The sequence below is a fragment of the Streptomyces sp. D2-8 genome (assembly GCF_023184515.1).
Lineage (GTDB): Bacteria > Actinomycetota > Actinomycetes > Streptomycetales > Streptomycetaceae > Streptomyces.
Genome location: NZ_JAAHBP010000018.1, coordinates 126,754 through 153,722, shown reverse-complemented (window position 1 = coordinate 153,722; position 26,969 = coordinate 126,754). Strand labels below are relative to the sequence as shown.

Below are 26,969 nucleotides of genomic sequence, written 5' to 3'. Positions count from 1 at the left end.
CTCAGCTCACCTGCGCCGTCAGGTCCGTGTACAGCTCCGTCCGGCGCGCCCACAGCCCGAACCACAGGGTCTGCTGGAAGCGCAGGTCGGGTTCGCGCAGATGCCGTATCTTCTCGACGTCCCAGGGCGCCTCGATGACGCCCTCGTCGGTGCCCGCCTCGGTGACGAACCCCTCGGGCACCGCCACGGCACTGCCCCCACCGCAGCGTTCGCTCAGCGAACCGGCGAAGGCGACCGCGACGGTGTTGAGGGTCGCGATGCCCCACACCGCGGCGCGCTGGGCGGCCTGCTGCGTGCCGTCGAGGGACCCGGCGACCAGCAGCAGTTCGGCACCGGCCAGGCATTCGATGCGCGGCGGTTCGATCAGCCAGAAGTCGGGGCCGAGGAGCACGCCGACGTGGCCGAACGGCGTCTCGACGACCGGGAAGTCGTCGCCGGTGCCGGTCGTCCCGTCGTCGAGGACGGGCCGCTCCACCCGGGCGCACTCCGATCCGCTCGGGTCGAGCAGCCTGGAGACCTGCATCAGCCCGCCCGGCCGTGCCTCCGCCCATGAGCCGGTGAGCACGTAGGTGCCGCGGGTCCGCGCCAGTGCCGTCAGCCGGTCCAGGCACTGCTCACGCAGCCGCGGGGGCAGCTCCTGGACGTTGCCGCCGGTGGTGAAGGCGTTCTCGGGGAGGACGACGAACGAGGCCTCGTCGGTCACCCGGTTGTCGAGATCGTCGAGTACGGCGGAGGCCGTCGCCTCCGGGGTCGCCCTGCGGGCGTGCTGCGCTACGAAGATGGTCACGAACGAGTCCCCTCACGTGTACTGGTCGCGGAGACGGGCCGGCCCCGGTCCGGGCCGCCGCCCCCGGTCAGGCTCGCCCGCAGTTCGGCCGCGAGATCCCGGTCCGCTCCCACGTACGGGGTGAGCAGCGTCCGGTAGGCGCCGGGCCTGCGGAGTTGCTGCCAGCGGCGGCCGTCGCCGGCCGCGGGCTCGTCGACGTCGACGACGAGTGTCTCCGGCTCGTCGCTGCCGGCCTGCGCGATCACGCCCTCCGGGCCGGCGACCAGGCTGGTGCCCGCGAAGTGGATCTCCACGAGCCGGTCCCCGCGCTTGCCGCGGACGACGCCGACCGAACTCGCGTAGACGATGTTGACGTCGTTCAGGTACGCCGCCGTGCGCAGGGCGTTCACCATCAGCGGCTGGTTCTGCCCCAGCGTCCCGCCCGGTACGAAGACCGTTCGCGCGCCCGCCAGCGCCAGCATCCGGACGACCTCGGGGATCCAGAAGTCCGAGCACACGGCGATGCCGATCTGCCCGAACTCGGTCGACATGACGCCGAGCGAGTCCGCCTGGCGGCACACCACCATCTCGTTGCCGAAGGCGTGTGCCTTGACGGCGCGTCCGGTGATGACGCCCTGCCGGCCGATCAGCAGGGACGTGTTCCGGTACATGCCGTCCTGCAGGTCCTCCACGAGTGACCCCAGCAGGATGTGCGTGCCGAGCTTGCGGGCCAGGGACTGGAAGCCGTCGACGACCGGCCCCGGGATCGGGGTGTCGGTCCGCCCTTTCAGGCCGTCCTGCCCCGGCATGTACCACGGCGGGCCGAGCAGGAACTCGGGAAAGCACACCAGGTCGATGTCGCCGGCACCGCAGACGTCCTCGATCGCCTGGTAGGCGTTGCGCAGGCCGTCTTCATGATCGTCGACCCACTGGGTCTGTACTACCGCTACCCTCATGCGTCTTGTCTCCTCGAGATGCCACCGGTGGATCGGCCGCGGCGGCTGCGTGCCACGGCCGGGTGCGGGTCATGACGTGGCGGTACTCCAGTCCTGCACGCCGACGACCGTGACCTCCGCCTCGACCCCGAGCGCCTCGCCGATGCCGCTGCGGATCGCGCGCCGCATCGCGCCCGTGTCGACCGCTCGGGGGTCGGTCACGGCACAGGTCACGTGGAAGGTGCCGCCCCGGACGGAGCAGGCGAAGTGCGGTGCGAGCCTCCTGTGGCCGAACACGATCCGCTCCACGTCCAGCGCCGAGACCAGCCCGTCCGGTCCGCGTACCGCCGACGCCGTGCTGCCGAGCGGCACCAGGACCCGGCTCGCGGAACCGCAGTCACAGCGGCGGTCCGCCGGCCACAGCTCGACGAGCTCGCCGGTCGGTGAGCCGTCCAGGAGCAGCTCGCCGCGCGGACCGCCGCGGACCTCCGCCCGTAGCCGGTGGTCGCACAGGTGCAGTGCGCCGTGGTCGCAGGCGACGGCGACCGTCGGCGTCGACGGCGTCCCGTAGAGGGCGGAGGTCCTCGCCGCCCAGGCGGCGCCGATGCGGTCCAGGCGCTCGGTGGAGCAGGCCTCCCCCACGCAGATGATCATCCGGATCGTCGAGTCCTCCGGCCGCCGCCCCAGCGACACCGCCAGGCTCGCCAGTTCCGCGGCGAAGCTCGGCGAGCACACCAGGGCCGTCACCTCGTACTGCTCGATCAGCCCGAGCAGCCGCGGCATCGGGCAGATGGTCCCGCTCGTCCCGACGCTGATCACCGAGGCGCCGATCATCTCGATCACGCGGTCCACCTCGGCGCCGATGAACGACAGTTCGTACGGCACGGCCGAGACCACGACGTCGTCCTCGGTCAGCAGCCGGCCCAGCGCCAGCGTCAGGTCGATCTGGTTCAGGATCCACTCGTCGCGGGTCATCACGATCGGCTGCGATCCGCCCGAGGGGTCGACCCGTTCGCCGTACCGAGCGCTGACCGCGTCGCGGCCGTCCGCCGTGTCGGCGGTCTGCGCCGCGTCGCGGGTGTCACGGGTGTCGCGGCTGAGCAGTTCCAGGAACTGCTCGTAGTGCGTCGCGATGGACGTGGTCGTCGTCACCTGGCCTCCGCTTCCCGGGCGAATCGGCGCCACCCGTAGTCGTCGAGCGCGCTGGCGCCCTGTTCGGTCCGGAGCAGGGGCCGGCGGTCGGTGCCGGACTCCATGCCGACGCTGACGACCGTCGCCAGGACGAACTCGTGGTCGCCGATCCGGTAGGACGACTTCAGGCTGCAGTCGATGGTGCCGAGGGCGCCCGACAGCCGTGGGCAGCCGTTGGCGGAGGGCGTCCACGACAGGGCGTCGAAGCGGCTGTCCGGCCTGCCCTGCGAGAAGGCGTCGGACACCTCGCGCTGGTCCTCGCCGAGGATGTTGACGCAGAACCGGCCGGTGTCCGCGATGGCGTTCCAGCTGGTGCTGCCCGAGCGCACCAGGAAGCCGATCAGGGCGAGTTCGTCGGAGACGACCGTGAGCGAGCCGATCACCAGTCCGTACGGTGTCGGCCCGTTCCGCTCGGACTGCCGCGCCGTGCCGGCGACCACGGTGACGGCCCGGGGCAGAAGCTCGCCGAGGACACCGAGGTCCGGCGCCGCACTCGACTGCCGGCTTCCGGCAGGGTCGCGCAACGGCGTCACCGCGGCGGGTTCGTCGCGCAGCCGGCGGAGGAACCGGCCGGTCACGCTGGCCGCGTTGTCCGCGAGTTCCTCCGGCGTCCCGCTGTGCACCACCCGGCCGCCTTCGCGGCCCGCACCGGGCCCCAGGTCGATCACCCAGTCGGCGATGGCGATCACCTTCACGTTGTGCTCGATGACCACGATGGTGTTGCCGGTGGAGATCAACCGCTCGAACAGGGCCATGAGGTGGCGGATGTCGGCGGTGTGCAGGCCCCGGGTCGGTTCGTCGAAGATGAACAGCGTGCGGCTGCGGCGCTGTTTGAGCAGTTCCCCGGCCAGGTTGAGCCGCTGGGCCTCGCCGCCGGAAAGTGTGGTCGTCGAGCAGCCGAGCTGCAGGTAGCCCAGGCCGAACTCGCTGAGCACGCCCAGCGCCTGGACGACCTTGGGACTGCTCTTGGCGTCGAACCATTCGAGGGCGTCCTCGACGGTCATCGACAGCACGTCGTGGATGTTCCTGCCGCCCAGCCGCACTTCGAGGACGTGCTCCTGGAACCGGCGGCCCTCACACTCGGGGCAGACGATGAACTCGCTCTTGAACAGCGTCATCTCGATCTCGGCCAGCCCGAGACCCTTGCAGGCCTCACACCGCCCGCCGGCGACGTTCGGGCTGAACTCGCCGCGGCCGAGTCCGCGCTCGACGGCGTCGGCACTGGCGGCGAAGGCGTCGCGGACGTGGTCGCTGATGCCGATGTAGGTGACCAGCGTGCTCCGGCTCGAGCGGCCGATCGGGCGCTGCTCGACGTAGATGACGTCGTCCAGGGCTTCGGCTCCCTCGATGCCGGTGCTCTCGGCCGCCGCGCCCGTCGACCGCTGGGCGATGGCCCGGGAGACCGATGCGTGAAGGCCGGCCACCAGTGAGCTCTTGCCCGCGCCGGACACCCCGGAGACGCAGGTCAGTCCGCCGAGCGGGAACTTCGCAGCCTGGTCGACCACGTTGTTGCGCGTGATGCCGCGCACCTCGAGCCAGGGCGCGCCGGAGAGGTCGGTCCTCGTCCGTGACGGCCCGTCGGACACCATCGCGGTCGCCGTCGGTGAGTCACCGGAGTTCAGCAGGTCGGCGAAGCGGCCCTCGAAGACGATCTCGCCGCCGCGGGATCCGGCCCCTGGTCCCAGCTCGACGATCCAGTCGGCGGCACGGATCACCGACTCGTCGTGCTCGATGACGATGACCGTGTTCCCGAGATCGCGCAGCCGTCGCAGCGAGTCGAGGATCCTCCCGGTGTCGGCCTCGTGCAGACCGGCGGTCGGTTCGTCGAGGACGTACATGACCCCGGTCAGGTCGCTGGCCAGATGCTGCGCGAGCAGCAGCCGCTGCAGCTCACCACCGGAGAGGGTGGTGACCGGCCGCCGCAGTTGCAGGTGCCCCAGGCCGACGTCCTCGATGTTCGTGCTCTGCTTGACGATCGCGGAGGCCAGCTCGCGGACCTGCGCCGGCACGTCACCGGAGGCGAGCCCGTCGCGCAAGCGGGTGATCGAACGCGACAGCTCGTCGCTCTGGAAGTCGGGGAAGGTGTGCCCGGCCACCGTCGCCTTGAGCGATTCCGGGCGCAGCCTCCCCCCGTTGCACGCGGGGCAGACTTCGCGTCCGAGGTAGTTGGTGAAGGCGTTCTTGCGGGCGGCCGACGAGGCGTTGCGGTACGCCCGTTCCAGGAAGCCCAGGATGCCCTCGAAGCGGAAGTCGTTGGTGACCTTGCGGATCTTGAGCGTGTAGATCGTGTCCGAGCCGTGCAGCACCCGCTCGGTCTGCTCCGGGGTCAGCTTCTCGAACGGCAGGCCGAGGTCCAGGCCGATGTCCGTGGCCATCGCCTCGAAGGCCTTGCGCACGTTGGGCACGGCGAACGTTCCGGGGTCGGCGCCGTCCCAGATCTCCGTGAGCGTCTTCGACCGGTCCGGGATGATCTTGTCCAGGGAGAAGCCGACGAGTTCGCCGATGCCGTCGCACTGGAGGCACTTGCCTTCCTTGCGGTTCGGGCTGAAGTGCTTCGCGGAGTGTGGTTCGGCGAAGCAGCCGCAGTCGTCGCAGAACAGGTCCGCACCGGTCGGGCCGAGGCAGGCCGGGCAGACCGGCCGCGAGCCGGCACCGAACAACAGCCGGTACAGGCCGTCGAGTCCGGTGAGGGTCCCCACGGTCGAGCGGGGGTTGGAGTAGCCGCCGTCGCGCTGGCGCAGTGCCACCGGTGGTTGCGTCCCCGCGATCCGGTCGAACTGGTAGTCGCCGTCGCCCATGTCGAGGGACTTGCTGGACAGGGCCCCCAGGTAGAGCGTCTTCGAGTGTTCGAAGAGGGTGTCGATGACCAGGGACGACTTGCCCGACCCCGAGACGCCCGCGGCGACGACCAGCTTTCCCTTGGGGAAGGAGACGTCGACCGACTTGAGGTTGTGGGTCGTGACTCCCTCGAGCCGAATACTGTCGAGACTCATGTGGTGTCGTTCCGCCCTTCGGCCAGGTTTCGGGCCTGGGTTTCGCAGTGCTGCAGGTCGGGATACCGGGCATAGAGCATCGAGCGGACCCGGGCGGGATCACCGCGGTTCCACGTCTCGTAGAGCTCCTGGCGCATCCCGAAACGGTCGACGGCCAGGTCGGCGGCGAGTCGGAAGATGCGGGACTTCTCGTCCACGCCCATCTCGCGGCCGCACATGTACGTGTCCAGCACCGCGCGCAGCTCGGACGTACCCAGATCGGCGTCCGAGGGCTGCATGATCAGACCCGACGCACCGATCTGCCGGATGATCTCCGAGCCCCGTGTCGAGAAGCGGCCGGCGACCGCGTCGAGCGCGGCCGTCGAACCGGGGGCGAGCAGACCCGAGGGGGTGGGCCGGCACTCGGTGTCGATCGCGGCCAGGCCGAGCCGCACGATCTCGACGTACGAGGTGAGTTCGCCGAGAAGATCCGTGACCTGCCGGAACTTGTCGACACCGATCGCCTGGGCCAGCAGCGACGCGACACCGAGCATGGTGCGCAGCCGGTGGTAGTAGCGCAGTTGGCCGGTGTAGAGCGACCACTTGTTCAGCTCGCCGAACCCGTGGACGGCCGCCTGGGAGTCGTCGAGCAGGAAGACCCGGTTCATCGGGATGAACACGTCGTCGAACACCAGCATGGCGTCCTGCTCGTCGTAGCGCGCCGAGAGGCCGCCCGAGCCGTCGGCGTACGACGTGCGGCACAGCACCCGAAGGCCCGGCGTCGCCAGTGGAGCGGCGAACCAGCAGACATAGCTCGGGTCTTCACGCAGGTAGTTCGCGGGCGACAGGTAGATGAGCACCTCGTGGGCGTACGGCGCCAGGGTGGCGATCTGTTTGGCTCCCCGCACGACGATGCCGTCGGCGCCGCGTCGCACGACCCTCAAGCCCAGTTCCGGCCGGTCGGCGGGGGTCGAGGAACGGTCGATCTGCGGGTCGCCCAGGCCGTGCGTCAGCGTGAGGTCGTTCTCACGGCAGTAGTGGTAGTAGTTCTCCGCGTTGCGCCCGAACTCGGGATCGACCTTGGCCAGCTCGAACCGGTAGTCGTACAGGCCGACCACGACGTTCGACATGAAGTCGGGTATCCGGGAGAGCTGGCCGTAGGAGGCCTTGGCCCACCGGTGGGAGTTGGCCCACTTGCGGCTGAGGTCGTCCCGGTCGGCCGGCGCCAGGTACGACAGGCTGACGAGGTTGCCGGACGTGTCCGACCGGTGGAGCATCTCGTCCGCCCGGTCGGGCAGGTGCTGGGCATCGTAGAGGTCGGCCAGTGTGGACAGCATGGGCCGAAAGCCCGGGTCGCCGGTCACGTCGACCCGGCGTCCGTCGCACCAGACTTCGCGCTCGTCCTTGAGGCTGGCGACGTAGTCCGCCCCCCGCCAGGCTCCGGCGGGGGAACCCGGCAGGAGGGCGGTCTCTTCGGTGGGCATGACGCTGTCGGATGCTGTGGATCCTGTGGTGGTCACCGTCCGCGCTCCTACGGGTTCCGCTCGGCCGCACCGGACCGGAACGGCTGGTAGCCCTGCTCTTGCACCTGGGGGAAGTACTCGCGTGTCGCCTCGCCCACGACCCGCATCAGCTCGGAGTCGAGGGAGCTGGGATCGGTGATCAGCTTGGCCAGGGGCGAGTCCGGCACGGCGTTCGTCAGGGGCGTCCGGCGTGCCCGGTGGATCGTGGCCAGTGAGTGCTGGGCGTTGGCCGCGTCCCTCATCTTGTAGACCGCCTGGGGCCCGTCCGGAATGCCGATCATGGACTTGGTGCCGCCGCTGCCCAGGCAGTTGCGGGGCATGTGCAGATGCTCGTGCCGCCACTGCTGGTGGGCGGAGTGCAGTTTGAACGCCTGGTCGACCACGGTGTGCCGCAGCCATGCCTCCGGGTCGTCGTGACGGCGTGCGTCGATGTCCCGGACGGTCTCCTCGAGCGACGAATCGCCGAGCGAGCTCAGCCAGGACTCGAGGTCGTTCCACATGTGCTTGAACAGGTCCCGGAACATGTGCTGTTTGATCGACAGGGAGTGTGTGCCGCTCGCGGGTCCCAGATTGGTCCGGAACCCGTGGTACTCCCCGGTCGCAAGGTGCTCGGCCATCACCCGCTGCGCCTCGACCACCGGATCGAGCAGCTCCCGGCAGGCCGTCAGGTGCTGCGCCGCCCGGCTCAGGGCCGATGCGCGGATCGCCCGGATCGCGACCTCGAGGTGGTCGTTCGCCTCGGCGCAGAGAATCTCCGGGACCTGGTGCAGGGCGACGAACTCGCCGTGCAGGGTGCCCGCGTTCAGCTCGGTCGCGGCGACCGCCCGCGCCAGAGTCTCGGCGGAGATCAGCTCGTCGGTGCTCCGGCTCACCCCGACGGGTACGGCGGTGAGGTCGCTCTCCCACTTGGTCGCGTCGTGGCAGCCGGTCCGGATGCCGTGCAGCACGCGGTACAGCGAGTCGTCGATGCTCTTGGTGGCGATGGTGGAGCGGGTCAGCTCGGGCGCACCGGCCAGCAGCGAGCCCTTGGCGACGTCCTCCAGCCCCCGCAGCGCCTCCACGTAGGCCGCGTAGCCCCCGGACTCGGAGATGCTCACGGCCGTGGTCCCGGCGGCCACGCCGGCTCCGAAGACGCCGCGGGCGTCGAGCATCACCGTGCCGAGCCGGCGCAGCAGCCGGTGGAACCCGACGGCCCACTGGACGTAGCGGGAGGCGGCCGGGATGTCGTCGGCCAGCAGGCACTCCTGGGTCCGGCGCGCCAGCCGGGCCAGGTTGAGCAGGCACACCTCCGACGCCTGGAGGACGGCGCACACCGTCGAGTCGTAGGTGCCCTCCGGCACTCCTCGTGCGGCCCGCGCCTCGCCGAGCAGGTCGATGCGGTGCAGCTGGTCGTAGCTCTCGGCCACCGGTCCCAGTTCGGTCGTCTGCCGTCGGCCGGCGCACATGTCGGCTTTCACTGGATCGTCCAGGCTTGACATTGCGCCATCACTCCTCGCTGGGTGCCGCTGAGTACCGGATCGATTCGGTGGGGCAGGATTCGAATGCGTCGAGGACCCGCTCGAGCTCGTCGGGCGACTCGGGCTGTTTGCACACGTAGTGGACGTCGTTGTCGAGGTCCGCGTCGAAGTTGTCGGGCGCCAGGTCGTTGCAGAGTTTGCAGTCGATGCATGTGTCATCGATCTCGAAGCGCCCGTCGATCGGAATGCGTGTGGGAAGCGGCAGTTCAACCCGCACCGGCAGTCCCTCCTCCCCCGTAGGCACTGAAGTTGCGCATCGTCGGTTTGGCCGAGGTTCGCAGCGCCGTCTCGAACCGGTCGGTGTCCAGCGGACGGAATCGTGTGGACGCTCCGAGACGGTCACGGACACCGGCCGCGATCGATGCCCGGGTCGCCTCGTCGGCGCCCGACGGCGGCAGGGCGATCTCCAGGACGTCCGCGTCGATGTCGAAGGCGAAGTAGTACGGCGCTGTGGTCATGGCGCTCAGGACGATGTCCTCGATCTCCAGCTGGGAGGTCCAGCGGTCACCGACCGGGATCCGGTCACCGATCCGGCCGCGGTGGTGCAGCCGACGCAACGGGGAACCGCAGCCGCACGGCGCCGCCTCGATCCGGCACACGTCACCCGTCCGGTACCGCAGCAGCGGCATGGCCCGGCTCGCCAGCGTCGTCACGGCCAGCTCACCGACGGAGCCGTCCGGCAGCCGCTCGCCGGATTCCGGATCGACCACCTCGAAGAACGTCCGTGTCTCGACCAGGTGCAGCTCACGCTCGCGGCAGAACATGGCGAGTGTGTTGGTCTCGGTCATGCCGAACATCGAGTACGCGACGGCGTCCCACTGATCGGCCAGGCGCCGCTTCTTGGCCGGTGACGCACCCTCCCCCGCCATGAGGATCTTCGAGACCGCGAGGTCGCTGCGCGGGTCGATGCCACGGCGGCGGGCCGTCTCGCCGAGGAACAGGGCGCGCGTTCCGGAGCACACCAGTGTGGTCGCGCCCGAACGCAGCAGGGCGTCGACCATCCGGTCCGGAGTGCAGGACGGTGAGGCCGCGCCGAGCGGCACGATGGTGCACCCGAGGATCTCGATGGCACGGTCGAGGTCCTGGCCCACCCCGGCCAGCTCGTAGGGGACGGCGATGGCCGCGACGTCCCGCTCGTCCAGTACGGCGGCCAGCAGCCCGGCGACGGTGAGATTGTTCTCCAGCCAGTCAGCCATCGTGAAGAACGCCGCGATCGGGCGCCCGTTGCCGGTACCGGAACTCTCGTCGAACCGGATCACCTCACGCCGCGGCACGGCGAGCATGCCGAGCGGGTAGGCGGCGGAGAGATGGTCACGCCGGGTGAAGGGGATGGCCTCGAACGCCTGCGGACGGCCCTGTGCGGCCGCTCGGGCGACATCGGCCGGGACGAAGTCGGCGTAGAACGGTGAGTTGCGGCAGGCGTGCTCCACGGTCGCGGCGAGCGCCTCCGCCGCCCACGCGTCGAGCGCCTGCCGGTCCAGTGAGGTGACCGCGGCGACCTTCCGCGCGATGTCGACGCGGGAGACGAGGGTGTCGCGCAGTTTGCTGCGCGGGTCGTGGCCGGTCGGCCGGGCGAGGGTGGTCATCGGGACGCCTCCTCCAGCCGGGCCATCGCCGTTCGTTCCTCGGCCGCCAGGCCGTCGACGATCGACGCCGCCTCGTCCAGGGAGTGCCGGGCACTGGCGTCGTCGGCTTCGCGCAGCAGGTTCGCCACGTCGGTCCAGCGCTTGGCGATGCGGCGGTACTCGACGGCGAGTTCGTCGTAGGCCTCGATGCCGGTCAGCTCGTGCGCCTCCTCCAGGAACTGCGCCCACAGCGTCCGGAAGAGTCCGCCGCCCGTTCCGCCTTCCTCCATGCTGGTGCCGACGGCGCTCATCGCCTCGACGGGACGGTCGAGCCGGTCGTGCCATCCCCGCATGAGCGAGCCGGCCTTCGCGATCCCCTTGAACCCCATGTTGGTGATCGGCGGAGTCAGGAACTCCCGTGCGGTGGCCAGGATCGAGGTCTGGCAGGCCTTGGCGAGGATCGACTCGTCGTATCCGCGCGGGTCCACCCGGACCGACAGGTTGCGCGAGGACATCGGTCCCTTGGCGGACCGGGCCCGGGCGAGGCTCTCCCGCGAGGTCGACTGAACGCCGAGCGACCGGGTCTCGACGACGACGAACCTGTCGTCCTCGTATCCGATGCAGGCGACGTAGTGCGCGGCGAAGTGGTGGTTCTCCCGCGCGTAGTCGAGGTGGTAGCGGTCGAGTTTCAGCCCGACCACATCGCCCTGGTCGAGCGCCTCGATCAGCGTGGCCTCGGCCTTCGCCGTCGAGGACGTCTCCTGGGCCCGCAGCTCGAGGGAGAGAGCGTCCGCCACGTTGCGCATGAGGTGGTCGGGTTTGACCCGGCCGGCGAGGAACGGGTTCGGCATCTGCTTCGAGTGCCAGTAGAGGAACGACAGGCCTTGTCCCAGCCCGAAGATCAGCGGCTCGCTCAGCTCGATGTCGTGGTTGCGGAGCATGTTGAGCAGCGCGGTGGATTCGCAGTGCTCACCGGAGTGCGGCGAGATCTCAATGACCGCCATCGCCGTGCCCCGTTCCGCCGCGCGGCTCCTCGTAGACGATCTCGAGCACGGAGCCGCTGTCGTTGTTGCGCAGGTGCCCGTAGGTGTGGCCGAGTTCGTCCGCCTCGGTGAACGCGATGTTCTCGAGGTGGTCGACGTCCCGGTCGAGGACGTCCAGGAGGTAGCGGACGTCGGTGTCGGTGTGCACGTCGATGGCGACGTGCGACATGAGACGTCCCCGCTCGCCGGCGGGGCGGTCCGCCCAGGGGCCGAACCGGCGGCAGGCGAACATCTCGATGACGCGTCCGTCGGAGAGAACGATCGAGTTCCACCATCCCGGCGTGCCGTACTGCCGGGGTGAGATGTACGACGGTCCCATCTCGATGGTGGTGATCCGGCCGGACGCCCGGAGGTCGTTCAGGTAGGCGTTCCAGCCGAACACCTCGTCGTCGCTGTCGTAGTCGCCCATGTAGATGCCGACGTGATTGACCCCGGCGAACTTCTCGACGACGTGCTCCGGCGCATATCCGCACCAGGCCGACAGGTACTGCCCGCAGTCGAGGTCCCGCCACGCGCTCGACGTCTGAAGGATCTCTTCCCAGGAGCGGTCGAAGCCGGCGCGGTCGGGGAAGCGCCCGTCGCGCGTGGCGGTGATGGCCGGAGAACTTCCCGCGAGTGCGTTCATGGCGCTTCCTTCCTGCCGGTGATGACGATCCCCATCTGCGCTTCCGTCACGACGGCCTGTTCGAGCGCGGTGCCTTGCAGGAGCTCCTCGATCTCGCTCTTGACGTACGAGGACCGGATCGAGGTACGGAAGCCCGGGCGCATGTCGGCCGCGATGTTGGCCTTCATGAACTGGAATGTCGTCCGGTCGACGTCCCGGCGCAGATCGGAGACGCAGTACCGTCCGCCCGGCCTGAGTACGCGATGCATTTCCGACAGGGCGGTCACCGGGTCCGCCCATTCGTGCAGCGAGGACGCGCTGATGACGTGATCGAAGCGGTGGTCCTCGAACGGCAGGGCCAGCACGGTGCCGCATTCGTAGGCGCATCGCCCGGCGACGCCGTACCCGTCCGCGTTGGCGCTCGCCCGCCGGAGCATCGCCGGTGAGATGTCGAGGCCGACGAGCCGAGCGGAGTCGCTCGCCTGAGTGATCCATTCCAGGCCGAGGTAGCCCGGACCGCATCCCAGCTCCAGGACCTCGCCGGAGTCGATCTCCGCCGCCAGGATGTCGTCGATCTTCTCCTGGAGCCAGCCGTTGTCCCGGATGTGGCGTTGCATCTCGTCGTACTTGAGGGCCAGTTCGTCGCCCTGCAGGCCCTCGTCGGTTTCCGGCACCCGGGCGGCGACGGTGCCCCGCGCGCTAGCCACGGTCCGGCCCCAGCCGCCGTATTCCCACTGCTACACCTCTCATCGTCGCGCTCCCCATGTGCACGTCGGAACGGTCGTTGGTCGTCAGGAGATTGACTGAGGATCTGAGCGACTCGTCGATCGAGGGCTCGCCCGGATACCACCAGCCGGCATCCGCCATCACGACGTTCGGTGCGACGGAGTCGGAGATCTTGACCGTCATGCGCACCCCGCGCGCACCGGCCCGCGTGAAGAGGTCCACCTCTTCGCCGTCCGACAGCCCTTCCCGCTTGGCGGTGTCCGGGTGGACGGTCACCCGTGCCGTGGTCTGGCTGCGCGAGGTGGTCGGCAGCTGGTGGAACTCGGTGTTGTAGAACTGGCGCGGATGGGCACTGGTCATCACGTACGGCAGTGCCGGGTCCGCCTCCGGCGGGCACCGGAAGACGGGGAACGGCTCGTAGCCCATGGCCCGCAGCCCGTTGTTCATCAGGTTCACGCGCCCTGACCGGGTGCCGAATCCGCCGTCGCGGTACTTGTGGTACCGCTTCTCGTTGCGGATGTAGCCGACCTTCGTGAACTGTTGCCAGGTGAGGCCGATGCCGGCGAGCTTGGCGTCGAGAGCGGCTTCCAGCGAGGGAAAGAAGTGCCGGCTCAGGCCGAGCCGCTCGGCGAGTTCGAGGATGATCTCCTCGTCCGAGCGGCAACCGTCGACGGTGGCGATCTTCTGCCGAGCCGCGATGTAGGAGTTGAACTCGACGACCTGGTCCCGCTCGAGCCAGCTGGAGGTCGGCAGAATCACGTCGGCGTACCGGGCGGTGGGCGTCATGAACAGGTCGCACACGACGACCAGGTCCAGCTTGTCGAGGGCGGTGCGGACCAGCTCGGTGTTCTCGTGCGAGGCCAGGATGTTGCTGCCGAAGATCACCATCGAGGTGATCGGGTACGGCGACCCGGTCGTGATGGCCTCGTGCAGATCTCCCGGCGCCACCCAGCCGGACATCGAAAGGATCTTGTGCTTGTCGCCGCCGATCCGCTTCTTCGCCTGCTCCTCGGGGAGCAGATCCGGGCGGGGGAAGGCACGCCGGCCCTCGATCGGCATCGGTTCCCAGATCACGTCCCCGCCGGGAGCGTCGATATTGCCGCAGATCGCGGCGAGGATGGCGATGGCGCGGTGGGTGTCGAAGGAGTTCTCGTTCTGCGACAGACCGGTTCCGGCCTCGATGCACGCCCGTGAGGCGAGCGCGTAGGAGCGGGTCGCTTCGTGGATGAGCTGGGGTGTGAGTCCGGTGGTCCGTGCGACCCGCTCGATGTCGTACGCCTTGACGTGCTCGGCGAGTTCGGCGAACCCGGAGGTGTGCGCGGCGACGAAGTCGCGGTCGTACCAACCTTCGTCGATGACGATCTTGATCATGCCGAGTGCCAGTGCGCAGTCCGTTCCCGGCTGGACTGCCAGGTGGAGGGCGGACCGGGCGGCGGTCTGCGTCCGTCGCGGATCGACGGTGATGACGCGGCTGCCCCGTTCCACGGCCCGCAGCAGTTTGACTCCGATCACGCCGTCCGAGTGGGTGCTCGGCTTGTTGCTGCCCCAGAGCAGGATCACCTCGGGATCGCCGTCGTAGTCGCAGAACGTGAAGGCGCCGTACGTCATGATCGAGGCCATGACCCGCGGATAGAAGCAGACGTGCGCCGGGCCGACGACGTTCGGTGTCCCGATCGCGTTGGCGAGCCGGAACACCCACTCCTGGTAGTTGCGGTCGGTCCCCTGGCCGAGGACGACGGATTCGGGCCCGTGCCGACTGATGGTCGCGGCGAGCTCGCCGGCGATCCGGTCGAGGGCGGCTTCCCAGCTGACCGGTTGGAACGTCCCCGAGCCGCGCGGGCCGGTCCGCACCAGTGGCGTGGTCAGCCGGTCCGGGCTGCGCAGGAGGTCCAGTGACGCCTTGCCCTTGATGCAGAAGTAGCCCTCGCTCGTGGGATTGTCCGGGTCCCCGTGGATGTCGGTGGGGACGCCGTCCACGAGCTCGACGATGGCGCCGCATCCGCCGTGGCACATACGGCAGACGGACTTCAACCGGGTGACCGTCAAACCTGCTCACCCGCCCGCTTGGCGGCCGACACGAGCAGCCCTTCGAAGACGGCCTGTTCGGCGTCGGCGATCGCGTTCAGCCGGGCCGCGACTGCTTCCAGCTGCCCTCGCCCGTCGTCCGCACGGCGGTAGGCCGTCAGCATGTCGATCGCCTGGTCCCACTGCCGCTGCACGTCGCCGAAGTCCTCGACGAACGAGTCGAGTTCGCTGTCCCCGTACCGCTGCCGCGCCTCCAGCAGGAACTCGCGGTAGAGCTTGCGGAAGTTCGCTCCCCCGGTTCCCGCGAAGCGCCAGAAGCGACCGACACCCGGCACTGTCTCGTCCGGAGAGGCGAGGGTGTCGCTCCATCCGGCGATCTCGGAAGCGGCCCGCCGCAGGGCGCGGATACCGAATCGCGGTCCGCGGTCACCGGACATCCTCTGTGCGGTCAGCCGGATGGCGTTCCAGATCTGCTCGCGCAGGACCGCGTCGGTGTCGGTGGTCAGCCGCGCCGGCAGCCGCTCGACGTACAGGTGCAGATGGGGCGAGGGCATGAATCCTTCGTCGGAAGCGCGGGCACGGCGCAGCGACTCGGCCGGCAGTGTCTGCGCCCCGCCCTGCTGTTCGGTGTCGACGACGTGGGCGAGGGAGTCGTCGAGCCCGTACAGCGCGATGTAGTGCGAGGCGAAATGGCTCCGGGACGAGAAGTAGTCGAGGTAGAAGATGTCGACGGACACGCCCACGACATGTCCCGCCTCCAGCAGCTCCGCCGCTGCGGCGGATGCCGATTCCGGGTCGGGCGAGCGCGCTTCGCGCAGTTCCACACCCAGGGCCTTGCAGGCGTTGCGGGACAGCAGGGCGGGCTCGATCCGACCGGTGAGCATCGGCGCACCGCGACCGGGGTCCGGAGCATCCCAGTATTGGAAGTCGATCCCCTGGCCGAGGCCGAACAGCATGGCTTCGGAAATGTCGGCGCCGGCGTGGTGGATCATGTTGCGAAGGGTGGTCGTCTCGCAATGAACGCCGAGCTGGGGCTGAAATGTCGCCAAGCGCATATGGCTTCCCAATCGCATGGTGCGAAGATGCCGTGAACGATGGTGCGGCTATGCGTCGAGCAGTGCTTCTTTGTAGCCCTGCAGATCGAGGAAACCGGAGCCACTGGCCAGGACCACGATCACCGGTTCGAGGTTTTCGGCGTCGGCCTTGGCCACGACATCGAGGGCCGCGGCGACCGCGTGACCGGCCTCGGGGGCGAGCAACAGGCCCTCGGTCTGCAACAGCAGCCGGCCGGCCTCGAGGGCCGTCCGCTGATCAAAGGCGACGGCGTCCAGGACACCCTTGCGCCGCAGCAGGCTGACCAGGGCGGAGCTGTGATGGTTGCGCAGGCCGCCGACGTGGTTGGGCGGTGGGATGAAGCTCTCCCCCATCGTGTAGCCCAGCACCTCGGGCGTGAATCCGCCCAGGTCGGTGCGGCCGTACTCGTAGACGCCCTGGGTGAGCCGGGGCGCCGCCGTGGATTCGGCGGCAAGGAAGCGAAGGTCCGCTCCGTCGGCCCTGGCCCGCACGTGTGGGCCGATGAGACCGCAGAGATTGCTTCCGCCGCCCGAGCACGCGATGAGGTGGTCGCCGCGCCCGTCGACGCCCAGGTCCTCGCCGTGGATTTCCTTGAGCTGCTTCGCGACCTCGAGCCCGAGCAACGTCTGATGGAGGTAGACGTGCGGCATCCCGCTGCCGGCGAGATACGCGGCGTCGGGATTGCCCAGAGCGTGCTCGATCGCGTCGCTGATCGCGGTGCCGAGACTGCCGGGGTGGCCCGGGTTTTCCGCGAGGATCTTCCGTCCGATGGCCGTGTGAGTCGACGGCGACGGCCGTACCTTCGCTCCCAGGAGCTCCATGTAGTGACGCCGGTAGGGCTTCTGCTCGAGCGAGCACTTCACCATGAAGATCTCGGCTTGCAGACCGAACATCTTCGCCGCCAGCGCGACACTCATTCCCCATTGGCCCGCACCGGTCTCGGTGACGAGGGTGGTTCGCCCCTCTTCGGCTGCGTAGTACGCCTGGGCTATCGCGGTGTTCAGCTTGAAGCTGCCGCTGGGGAGGACGTCTTCACGCTTGAGGTAGATCCTCGCGCCGGTACCGAGATGTTTCTCGAGCCGGCGCGCCCGGTGCAGCGGGGTCGGTCGGCCGCATTGCCGCAGCCATTCGACGACCGGTTCGGGTATCGCAATCCATTGTTCGTCGGAAGCGTTCTGTTCAATGAGAGTTCGTGGCCTGACCTTTGCGGATATCTCCGCGGCGGTAGGGCTTCCGGAGTCCCTGACCTCGGGCATAGGGCCGGGCAGATCCACCAGGAAGTTGTACCAATGTGTGGGCATTCCTGATAGTGACGGACCGCCAGGATTAGCGGGCTGAGGCACGGGCGATTGCTCACGCCCAACATGGCTTGGGCTGTACGAAGTCACATTCCCCCCGCTCCCCCGCTTCAAAAATGTGAGAGTCAGCGTACGCAGCGACCGAGAGCCGCGCAACCGTTTGAACATTAGGTCGAAATTCAACAATCACGGGCTTTCAGCGTTACCGCTGCAGGGCAGGATCTGCCCCAGCGGTTGATCAGGTTCCGGAAACCGCCAGCCGGAAAGCTTCACGGGAAAGGGCAAGGGTGCGCCCGAGTCTGTCGCGGCAGCGTTTCGCGAAAAGGTCCGCACGAAGTGGGGACGCGATGCCTGCGGAAACACCTGGAGACGCCGCACCGAAGGCCTCGGCAAGGGCGCCTACTGAACCCGCAGAACTATGCGTCAGTGTCTCGAGAATTGATCCGTTCCGTCAACGATTCCGCAAGGAGCTGCCAGCTCTCGGCGTGGTGCCGTGCCAGCTCGGCGATCAGTGGCGCGCAGTGGATCGGGAGGCTGCTCGCCATCGCCGCCCAGTCGTGCGGCTGCGTGGCCGAGGGGTCCAGTGTCCGCAGCAGCTTCCGGCCGACCTCGGTGAACCGAAGCGAGGGATCGGCCCGCAGACGCCGGACCGCCAGTGACAGGTCCGCGCTCGCCGGGTGCGCCCTGGGACGTTCCACGAGCGCGGGGTGGCCGGCCCCGCCCTCCCGGACCGGTCCGTCGTTCGGCTGCACCGCGGTCTGCGGTTCTCCTTGACCTGCGCGGGCCCGCTTTCGCGCGCCCTTCGCGGTGGTGAGCGAGATGCCCGCGGCGCGCGCCACCTCCTGCGCGGACGCGTCGGGATTCTCGGCGAGGTACACCAGCGCGCGTCTGCGGCCTTCGGCCGCCGCCAGCGGATAGGCCACCCCGTCACGCCCGAGTCGCACGGCGGTCGGGTGCGGAATTTCCGCACCCGACCGCAGCCGCAGCGCGGCGATGGTCTTGTCCGACAGGCCGACGACGCTCGCCAGCCGCCGGTTGGACCACTCCGGGAAGTCGGCGAGCATGTGGAGGGCGGCGGCCTTACGGTCGGCCAAGGAGAGTGGCAGACCGTGGTTGCTGTTCAGCTTGACCGCGAGCACGAAGGCTTCTCGCTCGTCACCGTTGAAGAGCACGGCACTGATGTGCGTGGCGCCGCTGTTCTCGACCGCCCTGAGCCGGTGCACGCCGTCGATGACGGTCATCGTCTTCCGATGGATCACAATCGGCGGCAGTTCGGAGCACACTTCGGCGAGCGCACTGATGTGCCGTGGATCCTCCCCGACCGCACGGAGTGAGCCCACGACCATGATTCGGCTTATCGGCACACGGGTGATCTCTGATAGGAGTCCACCAAAGTACAATTCTGAACGACTCAGGTGCTGCTGCATCGGCTCCTGCATGGATGCCGAGATGTGGTCCATCGCTCTTCCTCCCCAGCGAACTCCCAGCGGACTTACCAGCTGTCATACGACTCATCCGGTTGCGGATGACGTCAGGCAGCGCGGCGAACCACGGATCGAGGAATGGAAGATCTGTCATGGGCGGCCATCGGAAAGGTGTGCAACATCGAGTCTCCCCCGCGACGCAATGCCGAACCGACTCCCGCACACTGTCAGGAGGATCGATTCGACGCAAGGGCTCTGTCATACGGTCCAGTTGGGTAAGTCGATCATTTCGTGATCGTCGATCGGGTGACGGCGGCGGTGCAAAGCATTCACCCGTAGACGGAATGATCGGATCCCTCCAGTCGGACCTGAAGTATCCCCGGTGTTCGGACGCATGATCCGTCCTGTCCATCTGGACGGGACAGCAAGTTCTCTTGGCCGGCGTAAAGAGCAAAGTTTCGACGAGTTGGCCCGTGCGCCGCTGCGCCGGCGGCGAGTGTGGGATGCCTCGTCCGAGCACCTGGACGGGCGTCCTCCAGCACGTGGCCCGCCACGTCTGGCTCAGGAAGCGGCTCGAGGACAGGGGGTGAGAGCATCCGCCTCATGGATGGCACAGAGAGTCGCGCGACTCGGTGGTGGGCGGCGCTGCGACGTACGCCGGTGGCGGTTTGGAACGACGACGTCACGGACTGGGCTGCCGCCTTGACGTATTACGCGGTCCTGGCCCTGTTTCCGGTTCTGTTGGTGATCCTGTCGATCGTGGGTCTGACCATGCCGGCGGCCAAACCGGAGGTCATCGATCGACTGTCTCAGGCCACTCCGCTCGCGTCCCGCGCTCTGCTGCGCAGCACACTGCGACAGATGGCCGAACAGTCGTCAGCGGTATGGACTCTGATATTCCTCGGCGGGGCGGGAGCCCTGTGGTCGGGATCCAGCTATCTGAGCGTGTTCCGTCGGGCGTTGCCCGCCATGTACGGCATCAGTGCGCATCGGCCGGTCTGGCGTACGGCTCCGCGCATCATCGCCACGGCCCTCGTCCTGATCTCACTGCTCCTCACCACCACCCTGACGTTGTTCATCACCGGCAGCCTGGCGCGGCGTCTGGGCGAGGCGCTGAACCTGGGTACCGGACCGCAGACGGTCTGGGACGCGCTGCGCTGGCCGGTCGTGGCTGCGGTCGCCATCGCCCTGGTGCTCGTCCTGTACCGTTCGGGCCCCGCGCCTTCCCGTCCTGTGAGGCAGATGGCGCCCGGCGGCACCTTGGCGGTAGTGCTCCTGTTGACCGTCTCGCTCGGATTCGCCGTCTACACCTCCCACGCCAGTACCTACCACCGTCTGTACGGTTCGCTGGCGGGCGTCGTGGTCTTCCTGGTCTGGCTGTGGCTGGCCAATCTGGCCCTTCTGGTCGGCGCTCAGTTCAACGCGGAGCTGGCGAGGCCCGCTCGAGGGGCAGAAGCCGATCGTGCGTTGTCTGCGGCAGACCTCTCGTAGTCTGCGGCCGGGCGATCCGGAGCGTGGTGCGAACCTGTGGTGGTGCTTGCTGTCTCAGCTGGGCTGGTCGGTGGTACTGGATCCGGTAGACGCAGGAGGCCGACTCGTCGCCGTCACTGCTGCCGCTCGTCGTGCACGCCGCGGCCGCCACGGCCCCGACCGCCATCAGCAGCGGCAGACCCGCGGACCGTCCGGACCATCTCATCGACACCTCCTATAAGGACTGCCTACGTGTACTCGGTGAGGTTCTCGTGCCCCGCCCCGACATGACGGAGTCCGAGGGGCGCGCTGCGCAAAGGTGCGGACGCGCCGGGTCTGTCCGCCATCCGGGAGGTGAAAGCCGGTGACGAAACTCGGTCCAGTTCCCGCAGAAGCAGTGAAGAAACCAGGCAGATTGGCCGCGTGTTCTTCGAATCGCCGGGCACGAGGAGCAACGGAGGTTGATAACTATGGTTCCCCTGCTTCTCGTCCTGCTTCTTGCTCTGATCCTCTTCGGCGCGGGATTCGCGCTGAAGGCACTGTGGTGGATCGCCGTCATCGTGCTGGTCGTCTGGCTGCTCGGCTTCGTGCTGCGCAGTGCGGACACAGGAGGCCGCAAGGGCCGCTGGTATCGCTGGTAACCCACCACACAGCAGCCGGCCTGTGGGCCCCGGGAACTCCCGGGGCCCACAGGCATGTCCCATCGTCCCGTCTCGGGGCATCTCCCCGGCTTCGCTCCTCCACACGTCAGGAGCGGGCAGTCGCGAGGGGGACCGCGCCCCGATTACTCCCCGAGGACGGCGGGCCGCGGCGGGCGGAGTGCCGTCGACCCGAATCGACCACGCGATCCGTACTCATGTAGGGCCGCGCGTCGTCGTGCACCTTGCGGCGACCGTATCGGCAAAGGTCCGAGCAAGTGGGGAGAGGGCGTCCCAGCGGCGTACGGCCCAGCCGACCCGCAGCGTCGGCAACATCGGAATGGGGATGAGACGCAGCGGGCCGCCGCCACCAGGCGTCGCGTGACCCGGTACGGCGGGGACGACGGCGTGGCCCAGACCGAGTTCGGCGAGGAGCAGGGCTGTGTCCCAGTCGGCGACGCTTGTGTTCGAACCGACCCGGATGCCCAGTTCGGCCAAGGCGGCGTCCAGACGGGCACCGGAGGTGGAGTTCGGTGGCAGTCGGACGAGGTGGATGCCCGCGAGGTCGGAGGCGTCGATGCGTGGCCGGACAGCGAGCGGATCGTCGGACCGCACGGCGAGCACCCAAGGCAGTTCGACGACGGGGCGCTGCTCGATGCCACGCACCGGGCCGCCGACGGTGATCCAGGCCAGGTCGAGGTTGTTGGCCAGGAGAGCGTCGAAGCATCCGCGGCTGGAGGTCTCGGTCTGGAACTCCAGGCTCACCTTCGGATAACACTGACGGAAGGAGACGATCGCTTCAGCCATGAAGTGCCGGACGGTCGTTCCGCCGGTCGCGACACGCACGGAACCGCTTTCACCGTTCATGAGGTCTCCGAGGCGGCGCAGCGCAAGATCGAGCCCGGCGATCCCGTCGGCTGCGGCATCGCACAGGATGCGCCCCGCCGCTGTGGGAACGACACCGCGCGGCTGACGCTCCAACAGGCTCATACCCGTCTCCCGTTCCAGGCGCTTGACGTGCTGGCTCACTGCGGACTGCGTGCAGGACAGGTCACGGGCCACGGCGCTGAGGCTTCCTGCCCGGCACACGGCCACGAACACGCGAAGGTCTTCCAGAGTCACAGCACCCAAGCTACACCTGGGGTATGTGGAGCAATTCCCAGGATTGACTGGGGTGTTGAGGTGCCGGAAGATCCTTGCAGGGCCCAGGCGGCAACCCGTCCGGTGCTTTCGCACGGATCCGGACCGGTGAAAGCGCTGTACGGGTGCCGACCAACCCGCCCGACAGGTTCACCGGTCGTTCTCGCCCTCCTGGGCCACAGTTGCGCCGGCCCTTCGCCGAACTGTCGGCCGCCAACGAACTCGACCTCGTTCACGGCGACTTCACCTTTCGCGACAAGTGGGGCCCTGAACTGCTCGCCTTGTTCACCCGACTGCAGGACCTGCTGAGCGCCGACGCCTGGCTCAGGTACCGCACGGTACTCGCCGCACCTGCACACCTGCCTCCCGGCTGAAGAGATCGGCATTTCTTGACATCGACCGCACCCACCCGGACCCTGCGCGATGGTGGGGCGCGGCAACCTCAGTTTCCACAACACCGCCGAGGACTGGTTCGCGGCCAGTGGGACCCCGTTCGGCGACCCAGCCGCCGCCCAGGTGCGGCCGATCGAGCTGTTCACCGGCTGGGACTCACGGTTCACCGCACTGATCGCAGCCTGCGACGGCAGCCAGGTGAAAGCAACAGCGATCAACAACTCCTGGCGTGCGCTTCTCCCGGCTCATGGGCCTGCGGAAGGTCACGCTCGTGGCGCATCGGGCTCATGGCGAGGATGAGCCAGCTGAGTGCGACTACACCCGTCATGATCCACATGGCTTGCCGGTACCCGACGGTGTCGCCGAGCACGCCGCCGAGCACGGATCCGATCGGGATGGTGCTGTGGTTGATCATCATGGCCGTCGCCACGACCCGGCCCAGCATGTCCGGCGGGCAGTAGGTCTGCCGGAAGCTGCCGACCACGACGTTGGCCACGGAAACGCCGATCCCGACGACGAAAGCTCCCATCGCGAACAGCAGCAACCCCGGCCCTGCCGTGGTCATCGGCAGGAGCAGGACGAACGGCGCGGTGGCGATCTGCAGGAGAAGCAGTCCGCGAGCGGTGCCGAACCGCCGGCTGACCCTGGTGGCCACCAGCGCGCCCGCGATGCCACCGGTGCTGCCGCTGGTCAGCAGCAGCCCGACCATGCCAGGGTTCAGCCCGACGGTGCGGACCAGGAACACCACCTGGACCGCCTGGTAGCCCATGAGCGCCATGTTGATCACGGCGCCCCAGGTGACCATAGGCCGCAGGTACCGGTCGCGGCCCACGAACCGGAGCCCTTCCATGATCTGCCGTCGGAGGGGGACGCGTTCCTCGTCCGGAGCGCGGTCCGGCTCGACCACGCTGATCCGCTTCAGGCAGACCGCGGAGATCAAGAACGTCACCGCGTCGGCCACCAGCGCGGTGACCGCCCCGAGCGTCTGGGCGAGCAGCCCGGCCACCCCCGGCCCGGCAACCCGGGTCGTGGCCTCGCTGCCCTGCAGTTTGGCGTTGCCCTCCAGGAGGTCACGGCCGTCGAGCACGATCCGGATGTACGAGTGGTAGGCGGTGTTGAAGCACACCGCCGCCGTGCCGCATATCGTCGCGACGACGACCAGGTGCTGGAAGGTGAGCGCGTCGAGCCACGCCGCCAGAGGAACGCTCACCAGCGCCGCGACGGCCACCAGATCGCACGTGATCATCAGTGGTCGTTTGTGCATCCGGTCCACCCACGCGCCTACCGGCAGCCCCACCAGCAGCCAGGGCAGCCACACCGCCCCGGCGAGCAGGCCGACGGCGGTGGAGCTGACGTCCAACAGCTCCACCGCGATCAGCGGCAACGCGACCGCGGTGATGCCGTTGCCCAGCCCGCTCACGGTCTCGCCGGTCCAGAGCAGTCGGAAGTCCGGTTGGGTGAATACTCCCCAGCGGGTTCGGGGCCGATCCGGCGTGTCGTTCATCGAGTCCACGCGAGGCATCATGCCGTGAGTACTCCAACTTGCCGCATCGGTTAATCAGTTGGCCTGCCACGACCTGTCAGCATCGGTCGTCCAACCGCGATGGCACTCCCCAGCCGTCAACAGGAACTGCCACAGGATGACGAACTGCTACTGCAGGACGACGAGCTGCTGCCGGAGCAGGACGACGAACTACCACCGGAGCAGGAGGAGGAAGCGCTGCCGGAAGAACCGGACGGCGAGCCGTCGCAGGCGTCACCCGCGGCGTACCAGGACGAGCCGCTGGACGCGGCGCCGGCGTCTCCTGCCGCCAATGCCGCACCCGTACCGCCGCTGGTCGGCCACGCGCCGTACCGCTGCCCACTCCCCCGGCCGTACCCGGATGCCTGCCGGCCCAGATCGTCCCAGGCACGCCGCCAAGCCCGACGCACGAGCCAGGCACACAGCACCGCCATCGCCATCGCGGCAACGGCCACTACGACCAAAGCAGTCACGATCGCTTCCCCCCTCCACCGGGCCAGGCGCACCGACTGTCCGGACCATGCCCTCCGCCCTGGCGACTTCAATCTCCCCTTGAGCAAGCCCAGAGGTTCCTCCGTCTCCTGACCGGTCGCTGACGTGTCGTGGCCGGACGCAGCGCTCGAGGTATTGCCCTTCCCGACCCGCCGTGCTTAAGGTCTCCCCGCTTATCGAATCGATTCGATTGATTCGACGAAGCCTATGGGGCCCGAGACGGGCCGGGTGGGGGTGGAGATGACCACGATCAAGGACGTCGCCGAGCGGGCGGGCGTCGCGCCGAGCACCGTGTCGTACGTCCTGAGCGGGTCGCGCAAGATCTCCGAGGACACCAGGCGCGCGGTGCAGGCCGCTATCGACGAGCTCGGGTACCACCCGCGCGCGAGTGCCCGTACGCTGCGCAGCGCACGGACCCGGGTGCTCGCGCTGGCCGCGCCGCGCGTGCCCGGGGCGTACCGGGCGATCGACGGGCGGTTCGCGATCGACGTCACCGATGCCGCCCGTGTGCACGGGTACGACGTGCTGCTGATGACGGACAGCGACGGCATCGGGGGGCTGCGCCGGGTGGCCCGCAGCAGGCTCGCGGACGCCGCGGTGCTGATGGCGGTCGAGGACCGCGATCCCCGAGTCGAGGTCCTGCGCGAACTGGGCTTCCCCGGGGCGCTGCTCGGTCATGACGATCACGCGGCGCTGCCCTGGACCGACCTCGACTGGGAGGCCGCCGTCGCCCTCGCCGTGCGTGAGACGGCCGAAGCCGGGCACCGGCGGATCCTCTTCCTCTCGTCGGCCGAGCACGAGGTCGCCGCACGCCGCGGATATGCCCTGCACGGTCTCGACGGCGCCCGGCGAGCGGCTGTCGAGACCGGGGCCGATGTCCGCGTGATCCCGTCCCACCGCGACCCGGACGTCCTGGTGCGGCGGCTGAGCGAGGCGCTGACCGCGCGGCCCGCCCCGACCGCGCTGGTGGTGCAGCATCTGATCCTCCTCCCCTGCCTGCTGGACGCGGTGGCGGCGGCCGGGTTGCGGGTCCCCCACGATCTGACCGTCGTGCTCGTCGGCAGCCTCCCGGACGAGCTGGGCATCCGGCACCTGCCGCGGATCGACCTGCCCGTCGCGGAGATGTCCACGGCCGTGGCCCGGCTCGCCATCGACGCGATCGGCTCCGGCCGCGACGACCGGCCATCGTCTTCCCAGGAGCCCGTCGCACCTGCCTCGGACCTGCCCTCCGACGCACCGCACCACCTGATCCAGCCGCGGATGGCGGGGCCCGTCGTCGCACCGCCGTCGCCCGGCTGACCACTCGGACCGTCCGCACGGCACGGCCGGCGACGCCCGTCACCGGACCACCGCATGTCCAGGGCCGCACCTGTAACGGAGGACCAGCCTTGCCGTTCCTAGCAGGACGCATCAGAGCAAGACGTGGACGCGTGCCCGCGCTCGCCGCCACCCTTGCCTGTGTCATCGTCGCGCCAGGGCTGACCGGCTGTGCGGCGGAGCCCGACCCGGGCACGGTCACCGTGCTCAACTCGGCGACCGACACCGCCGAGCACACCGCCAACCAGCGGTTCTTCGACCGCTGCGCCAGGCCGCTCGGCCTGAAGGTCGAGCAGATCAGCGTGCCCGCCGACCAGATCGCCTCCAAGGCGCTGCGGATGGCGTCGTCCGGTTCGCTCACCGACATCCTGGAGCTCGACGGCTCGGAGCTGCCCCAGTTCGCGCAGACCGAGGGCCTGCGGCCGCTCGACGAGGTCGGGGTCGACACCTCCGGCCTCTCCGCGAGCGCGAAGTCCCTCGGCTCGTACGACGGCACCCAGTACGGCATCGCCCGTTCCGTCAACTCCCTCGCGCTGATCTACAACACCAAGCTCCTGGGGGACGCGGGCATCGCCGTGCCCGCCACCTGGAAAGAGCTGCGGGCGGCCGCGAAAAAGCTGACCGCGGGCGACACGTACGGGATGGCCTTCAGCGCGAGCCCGAACGCGGACGGCGTCTACCAGTTCCTTCCGTTCTTCTGGTCCGCCGGCGGTGACGAGACCAGGATCGACAACGGCAAGGGCGAGGCCGCTCTCCAGCTCTGGAAGGACCTGGTCACGGACGGCTCCGCCTCCAGGTCCGTCGTCAACTGGAACCAGCAGGACGTCAACGACCAGTTCGTCGCGGGCCGCGCCGCCATGATGATCAACGGGCCGTGGCAGGTGCCGGTCCTCAGCGCCCAGAAGAACGTGGACTGGGCGGTCGCGAGCATTCCGGTGCCCGAGGCGGGCAAGCCGGCAGTGCCGCCCATCGGCGGCACCGTCATGGCCGTACCGAAGAACGACGAGGATCCGGCCCGGGAGAAGAACGCGGGCAAGGTCCTGAACTGCCTCAACTCCGAGGAGAACCAGCTCCAGTGGGGCGAGTCGGTCAACAACGTGCCCACCCGCGCCACGGCGGCACGGGCGTACGCGAAGCAGAACCCGAAGCTCGCCGCCTTCGCCGAGCTCGTCACCACCGCCCGTTCCCGGACGGCGAAGGTCGGCACCGGCTGGCCGGTCGTCGGCGACGCCCTCGCGGGCGCCTTCCAGTCCGTGCTGACGGGCCGGACCGGTCCCGAACAGGCCCTGCACCGGGCCCAGCAGCAGGCCTCGGCGGGGAAGTGAGGGAACCGG

22 protein-coding genes are annotated in these 26,969 nt (G+C 68.9%); 5 read left to right on the top strand and 17 right to left on the bottom strand.

The genetic code is table 11. The features are described 5' to 3' along the window. Position 1: 1 nt before the first annotated feature. From G3I77_RS27930 to G3I77_RS27860, 15 genes are all read right to left on the bottom strand, one after another. The gene (locus tag G3I77_RS27930) at positions 2–787 is read right to left on the bottom strand and encodes a carbon-nitrogen hydrolase family protein (protein ID WP_248508069.1); all 786 of its coding nucleotides are present in this window, start codon (positions 785–787) and stop codon (positions 2–4) included. After that, positions 784–1,722: a carbon-nitrogen hydrolase family protein gene (locus G3I77_RS27925; RefSeq protein ID WP_248508068.1), complete on the bottom strand. Its 939-nt coding sequence runs from the start codon at positions 1,720–1,722 to the stop codon at positions 784–786. Before G3I77_RS27925 ends, G3I77_RS27930 begins: the two co-directional genes overlap by 4 nt. A gap of 69 nt (positions 1,723–1,791) precedes the next feature. Then, positions 1,792–2,853 carry a hypothetical protein gene (locus tag G3I77_RS27920; RefSeq protein WP_248508067.1) on the bottom strand — a complete coding sequence of 354 codons (1,062 nt, stop codon included), beginning with the start codon at positions 2,851–2,853 and terminating at the stop codon, positions 1,792–1,794. Continuing rightward, the gene (locus G3I77_RS27915; RefSeq protein ID WP_248508066.1) at positions 2,850–5,885 is read right to left on the bottom strand and encodes a flavin reductase; all 3,036 of its coding nucleotides are present in this window, start codon (positions 5,883–5,885) and stop codon (positions 2,850–2,852) included. Before G3I77_RS27915 ends, G3I77_RS27920 begins: the two co-directional genes overlap by 4 nt. After that, positions 5,882–7,384: a 4-hydroxyphenylacetate 3-hydroxylase N-terminal domain-containing protein gene (locus G3I77_RS27910; protein WP_248508065.1), complete on the bottom strand. Its 1,503-nt coding sequence runs from the start codon at positions 7,382–7,384 to the stop codon at positions 5,882–5,884. The genes G3I77_RS27915 and G3I77_RS27910 overlap by 4 nt, the downstream gene beginning before the upstream one ends. 11 nt (positions 7,385–7,395) lie before the next feature. After that, a complete protein-coding gene (locus G3I77_RS27905) occupies positions 7,396–8,865 on the bottom strand; it encodes a hypothetical protein (RefSeq protein WP_248508064.1) in 1,470 nt (489 codons plus the stop codon). A gap of 7 nt (positions 8,866–8,872) precedes the next feature. Next, positions 8,873–9,121 (bottom strand): ferredoxin, encoded by a 249-nt coding sequence (locus G3I77_RS27900; protein ID WP_248508063.1) that lies wholly within the window; start codon positions 9,119–9,121, stop codon positions 8,873–8,875. Further along, a complete protein-coding gene (locus G3I77_RS27895; protein WP_248508062.1) occupies positions 9,111–10,490 on the bottom strand; it encodes a phenylacetate--CoA ligase family protein in 1,380 nt (459 codons plus the stop codon). Before G3I77_RS27895 ends, G3I77_RS27900 begins: the two co-directional genes overlap by 11 nt. After that, on the bottom strand, positions 10,487–11,473 hold the full coding sequence (locus G3I77_RS27890) for a BtrH N-terminal domain-containing protein (RefSeq protein WP_248508061.1): 987 nt from the start codon (positions 11,471–11,473) through the stop codon (positions 10,487–10,489). The genes G3I77_RS27895 and G3I77_RS27890 overlap by 4 nt, the downstream gene beginning before the upstream one ends. Continuing rightward, a complete protein-coding gene (locus G3I77_RS27885; RefSeq protein WP_248508060.1) occupies positions 11,460–12,137 on the bottom strand; it encodes a hypothetical protein in 678 nt (225 codons plus the stop codon). Before G3I77_RS27885 ends, G3I77_RS27890 begins: the two co-directional genes overlap by 14 nt. Further along, the gene (locus G3I77_RS27880) at positions 12,134–12,823 is read right to left on the bottom strand and encodes a class I SAM-dependent methyltransferase (RefSeq protein ID WP_248508059.1); all 690 of its coding nucleotides are present in this window, start codon (positions 12,821–12,823) and stop codon (positions 12,134–12,136) included. The genes G3I77_RS27885 and G3I77_RS27880 overlap by 4 nt, the downstream gene beginning before the upstream one ends. Then, positions 12,816–14,888, bottom strand: coding sequence for a molybdopterin-dependent oxidoreductase (locus G3I77_RS27875; protein WP_248508058.1), 2,073 nt, complete (start codon positions 14,886–14,888; stop codon positions 12,816–12,818). Before G3I77_RS27875 ends, G3I77_RS27880 begins: the two co-directional genes overlap by 8 nt. Further along, positions 14,885–15,922 (bottom strand): BtrH N-terminal domain-containing protein, encoded by a 1,038-nt coding sequence (locus tag G3I77_RS27870; protein WP_282574037.1) that lies wholly within the window; start codon positions 15,920–15,922, stop codon positions 14,885–14,887. Before G3I77_RS27870 ends, G3I77_RS27875 begins: the two co-directional genes overlap by 4 nt. Before the next feature lie 48 nt (positions 15,923–15,970). Further along, positions 15,971–17,242 carry a TrpB-like pyridoxal phosphate-dependent enzyme gene (locus G3I77_RS27865; RefSeq protein ID WP_282574036.1) on the bottom strand — a complete coding sequence of 424 codons (1,272 nt, stop codon included), beginning with the start codon at positions 17,240–17,242 and terminating at the stop codon, positions 15,971–15,973. Between the two features lie 413 nt (positions 17,243–17,655). Continuing rightward, the gene (locus G3I77_RS27860) at positions 17,656–18,699 is read right to left on the bottom strand and encodes a ParB/RepB/Spo0J family partition protein (protein ID WP_248508055.1); all 1,044 of its coding nucleotides are present in this window, start codon (positions 18,697–18,699) and stop codon (positions 17,656–17,658) included. Positions 18,700–19,266: 567 nt separating this feature from the next. Here G3I77_RS27860 and G3I77_RS27855 point away from each other — a divergent pair. Together G3I77_RS27855 and G3I77_RS27850 are read left to right on the top strand one after the other, a co-directional pair. Next, a complete protein-coding gene (locus tag G3I77_RS27855; protein ID WP_248508054.1) occupies positions 19,267–20,154 on the top strand; it encodes a YihY/virulence factor BrkB family protein in 888 nt (295 codons plus the stop codon). A 449-nt stretch (positions 20,155–20,603) separates the two neighbouring features. Then, on the top strand, positions 20,604–20,774 hold the full coding sequence (locus G3I77_RS27850; RefSeq protein WP_031106884.1) for a hypothetical protein: 171 nt from the start codon (positions 20,604–20,606) through the stop codon (positions 20,772–20,774). Between the two features lie 213 nt (positions 20,775–20,987). Here G3I77_RS27850 and G3I77_RS27845 read toward each other — a convergent pair whose 3' ends face one another. Next, entirely contained in the window at positions 20,988–21,893 is a 906-nt protein-coding gene (locus G3I77_RS27845; protein ID WP_248508053.1) for a LysR family transcriptional regulator, read from the bottom strand. A gap of 143 nt (positions 21,894–22,036) precedes the next feature. Here G3I77_RS27845 and G3I77_RS27840 point away from each other — a divergent pair, with 143 nt between their 5' ends. Continuing rightward, positions 22,037–22,285, top strand: a complete 249-nt coding sequence (locus tag G3I77_RS27840; protein WP_248508052.1) for a hypothetical protein — start codon at positions 22,037–22,039, stop codon at positions 22,283–22,285. A gap of 233 nt (positions 22,286–22,518) precedes the next feature. Here G3I77_RS27840 and G3I77_RS27835 read toward each other — a convergent pair whose 3' ends face one another. Beyond that, on the bottom strand, positions 22,519–23,808 hold the full coding sequence (locus G3I77_RS27835) for an MFS transporter (RefSeq protein WP_248508137.1): 1,290 nt from the start codon (positions 23,806–23,808) through the stop codon (positions 22,519–22,521). Positions 23,809–24,558: 750 nt separating this feature from the next. Here G3I77_RS27835 and G3I77_RS27830 point away from each other — a divergent pair. Together G3I77_RS27830 and G3I77_RS27825 are read left to right on the top strand one after the other, a co-directional pair. Beyond that, positions 24,559–25,617, top strand: coding sequence for a LacI family DNA-binding transcriptional regulator (locus G3I77_RS27830; protein WP_248508051.1), 1,059 nt, complete (start codon positions 24,559–24,561; stop codon positions 25,615–25,617). Positions 25,618–25,748: 131 nt separating this feature from the next. Further along, complete coding sequence (locus tag G3I77_RS27825) at positions 25,749–26,960, top strand: sugar ABC transporter substrate-binding protein (RefSeq protein WP_248508050.1); 1,212 nt, start codon at positions 25,749–25,751, stop codon at positions 26,958–26,960. Positions 26,961–26,969: the final 9 nt, after the last annotated feature.

Bases quoted from the DNA above. Each gene is read 5' to 3' on its own strand.
- G3I77_RS27925 (WP_248508068.1), bottom strand. From the start codon at position 1,722: ATGAGGGTAGCGGTAGTACAGACCCAGTGGGTCGACGATCATGAAGAC.
- G3I77_RS27915 (WP_248508066.1), bottom strand. From the start codon at position 5,885: ATGAGTCTCGACAGTATTCGGCTCGAGGGAGTCACGACCCACAACCTC.
- G3I77_RS27905 (WP_248508064.1), bottom strand. From the start codon at position 8,865: ATGTCAAGCCTGGACGATCCAGTGAAAGCCGACATGTGCGCCGGCCGA.
- G3I77_RS27895 (WP_248508062.1), bottom strand. From the start codon at position 10,490: ATGACCACCCTCGCCCGGCCGACCGGCCACGACCCGCGCAGCAAACTG.
- G3I77_RS27890 (WP_248508061.1), bottom strand. From the start codon at position 11,473: ATGGCGGTCATTGAGATCTCGCCGCACTCCGGTGAGCACTGCGAATCC.
- G3I77_RS27885 (WP_248508060.1), bottom strand. From the start codon at position 12,137: ATGAACGCACTCGCGGGAAGTTCTCCGGCCATCACCGCCACGCGCGAC.
- G3I77_RS27870 (WP_282574037.1), bottom strand. From the start codon at position 15,922: ATGCGCTTGGCGACATTTCAGCCCCAGCTCGGCGTTCATTGCGAGACG.
- G3I77_RS27865 (WP_282574036.1), bottom strand. From the start codon at position 17,242: ATGCCCACACATTGGTACAACTTCCTGGTGGATCTGCCCGGCCCTATG.
- G3I77_RS27860 (WP_248508055.1), bottom strand. From the start codon at position 18,699: ATGGACCACATCTCGGCATCCATGCAGGAGCCGATGCAGCAGCACCTG.
- G3I77_RS27855 (WP_248508054.1), top strand. From the start codon at position 19,267: ATGGATGGCACAGAGAGTCGCGCGACTCGGTGGTGGGCGGCGCTGCGA.
- G3I77_RS27850 (WP_031106884.1), top strand. From the start codon at position 20,604: ATGGTTCCCCTGCTTCTCGTCCTGCTTCTTGCTCTGATCCTCTTCGGC.
- G3I77_RS27835 (WP_248508137.1), bottom strand. From the start codon at position 23,808: ATGAACGACACGCCGGATCGGCCCCGAACCCGCTGGGGAGTATTCACC.
- G3I77_RS27830 (WP_248508051.1), top strand. From the start codon at position 24,559: ATGACCACGATCAAGGACGTCGCCGAGCGGGCGGGCGTCGCGCCGAGC.